General features: G+C 65.0%; 4 protein-coding genes. All 4 read right to left on the reverse strand.

Annotated elements, in window-relative coordinates; translation table 11 throughout:
* Positions 1–604: 604 nt before the first annotated feature.
* The 4 genes from DD1DGNOD_RS06645 to DD1DGNOD_RS06660 all read right to left on the reverse strand — a co-directional run bounded on the left by DD1DGNOD_RS06645 (position 605) and on the right by DD1DGNOD_RS06660 (position 2200).
* Positions 605–1240, reverse strand: a complete 636-nt coding sequence (locus DD1DGNOD_RS06645) for a transposase family protein (protein WP_131769680.1) — start codon at positions 1238–1240, stop codon at positions 605–607.
* A 212-nt stretch (positions 1241–1452) separates the two neighbouring features.
* The gene (locus DD1DGNOD_RS06650) at positions 1453–1602 is read right to left on the reverse strand and encodes a transposase family protein (protein WP_131765714.1); all 150 of its coding nucleotides are present in this window, start codon (positions 1600–1602) and stop codon (positions 1453–1455) included.
* 46 nt (positions 1603–1648) lie between these two features.
* Positions 1649–1939, reverse strand: coding sequence for a hypothetical protein (locus DD1DGNOD_RS06655; protein WP_131765785.1), 291 nt, complete (start codon positions 1937–1939; stop codon positions 1649–1651).
* A gap of 69 nt (positions 1940–2008) precedes the next feature.
* Positions 2009–2200: a hypothetical protein gene (locus DD1DGNOD_RS06660; protein ID WP_131765715.1), complete on the reverse strand. Its 192-nt coding sequence runs from the start codon at positions 2198–2200 to the stop codon at positions 2009–2011.
* Positions 2201–2441 lie beyond the last annotated feature (241 nt).

The following is a 2441-nucleotide window of genomic DNA, read 5'->3' on the forward strand; positions in this document are numbered from 1 at the left end:
GGCCGGGACGATCGCGGCCAGCCGCTGGCCCCGGTCGGTCAGGTACACAACCTGCCCTGACACAGCAGTGTCGCGGGCCACCTGGGTCAGCTGTTCGCCCTCGGGAAGCGGCATCTCAGTCACACCAACATCGTAACCGCATCTGGCATCGACGGCACGGACGTTCGAACACCGGCCGACACCACGCTCCGCGTCAGCTGAACAGCGACAAACCATCCTTGTGCTGCGGTTATGGCTGTGTCAGCGCGTCGACGACTCCCGGACCTGATCAAAATATGTTGTGTGAGCTGAGAGCAAGCGATGATCGGCCATGGGAAACCCCGGCCGGAGCAGTGCGCGCACATCACCCAGGCGATGTTGACGTGAGGATCGACTTCTTTGGAAATCCGCCGGTCATCCAGAGCCTGCTCCATGGGACCGGCTTGGCTGCACGGAGGCTGGTGAAGGCTGTACCGGTATGGTCCGGTGCGGTGGGTCGTGGTGGGACACTTCCAGGGTGACCGGCGGGGGTGGTACGGGCGGCAACCTGGACTTCTTCGTGTCCTACACCGGGGTGGATCGGCCGTGGGCGGAGTGGATCGCCTGGACGCTGGAAGCCCGCCGGCTACCGGACACTGATCCAGGCGTGGGATTTCGACCCGGGGTCGGGGTTCGTGGAGGCGATACACCAGGCGGCGCAGTCGTCGCCCCGGACGGTGGCGGTGTGCCCGGGTTCAGGCCAGGCCCGCCCAATCCGACTTGACGGCCGCTCCACCTGCGCCTGCAGTTGATCTGCACTCGTCGAGTCGGGTGTTATAAACTGTGCCGGATGTAGGGGCCGGCTGGGCTTATTGGTACCTGCAGTATTTGGTACACAGAGCTTTTTCCATCTTGGTTTTTCCCGGCCTTCGTTCTCCAATACGAACATGGCCTGAGCGAATGAGCCGACGTTGCGGGGGCAGCCGCGGAACCGGTCGAAGATGTGCCAGTTCTTGAAGGTCGCGAAACTACGCCTGCCGTTGGCTCTGATCTTCGTCTGGTCACGGTTGGCATCCTGGTAGCGGTCGGGTAGGTCGCGGCCCTTGTACGGAGCGAGCAGCAGGTCGGTTTCGCCGCCGACGTAGCCCTTGTCGACGGACAGGTATAGGCCGGCGCGGCTGATGAGTCCGAAGACGTTGTGGTGGCGGGCGGCGGTGATGTCGTGGGTGGCGCCGGGGAGCCCGTCGGAGATCCAGATGAGCCGGCCGTCGGGACCGGTCAGCCCCTGGAGGTTGACCCCGTGGTGCTTGTGTGTTTGCCCGAGTAGTAGAGCCGGTTGCGCGCGCGGATGCGGTCCCTATCTGCGCACGACGGTGCGATCGAGGATCGCGAAGTTGTTGTGGGTTCAGGCGAGCATCCACAGCGCCGCGGTCAGGCTCCGGCCGGCCTTGGCGAGCAGCGTGACGGCCTCGCGGACGTAGCGGTGCGCGGTGGCTACCCCACCTCGAAGCCTTCGGTGAGCTGTTCGTAGGTGTCGCCGTTGCGCAGGTGCGCCAGCACGAGCAGGGCCTGGTCACGGGCGCCAGAGCGAAACCACCGCTGACACCTGCTGAATATCAGACCGTGTTGACCAGCGTCGAACAAAAGTCTTCCGCCGCAGACCCCGCGACGACAGACGTGCGCAGGGTTGCTACCGCTCGAAGATGTCGTGGGTGCCGACGCGGAGCCAGATGATGTGTGGGCCGGGCTTGCCGGGGACCGGGTCGCCGTACATCCATAGCGCCCGGCCGTCGGGCGCCCATGTCAGCTCCCAGACGCCCGGCTTCTTCCTGAAGGGCTTTGTGCGGAGCCGGGGATCCTTGCGGCCCTCACGTAGGGCCTGGACGAACAGCCGACGCGCCCGGTCGAACGCGGCACGCTCCGCAGGACTCAGTCGCGAGTACTCCGCGAGGAACCTCGCGACGGCGTCGAAGGTCGGCATGTGCACACGATAGGCGACCTGAACAACTGTTCGATGCCGACTCGCTCGTCCGCGGATATGCGGATGCGGTCAGCTGGCCCGAGGGTGCGGGTGTGCGGCCAGTGAGGCGAGGAGCGCGTCGAACTCGTCCTCGCCGTAGCAGCGGATGAACCGGCCTGCGGCGTAATCTTCGAGCGCCTCATCAATGGCCTGCTCGGTCTCGGGATCCGCGTCGATCTCCTCGGCGTCGGCGAGGATCGGTGGCAGCTCGGACTCATCCATACCGGACTCCTCCTGCCTCAATCCGACCAAGCTTACGACCAAACGGTACCGCAGGTTGATGCAATCTGATGCGCGGAGGTGAGCAGAGACGCCATCAGTTCTCATGATCGTCATGACAGCTGCTCCCACCACCGCCCGAGCCGCACGATAGCGGCCCGTGGGACGGTTCGGAGATCATTTTGGCGCACCGTAGGCCCGCGTGGCGGCGATCGGGAAGTTGTTTGGACACTGACCGTGTCGA

Source organism: Candidatus Protofrankia californiensis (assembly GCF_900634765.1).
Classification (GTDB): Bacteria; Actinomycetota; Actinomycetes; order Frankiales; family Frankiaceae; genus Protofrankia; species Protofrankia californiensis.

Coding starts and splice junctions, on each gene's coding strand:
- DD1DGNOD_RS06655 (WP_131765785.1), bottom strand. CDS start 1,939: ATGCCGACCTTCGACGCCGTCGCGAGGTTCCTCGCGGAGTACTCGCGA.
- DD1DGNOD_RS06660 (WP_131765715.1), bottom strand. CDS start 2,200: ATGGATGAGTCCGAGCTGCCACCGATCCTCGCCGACGCCGAGGAGATC.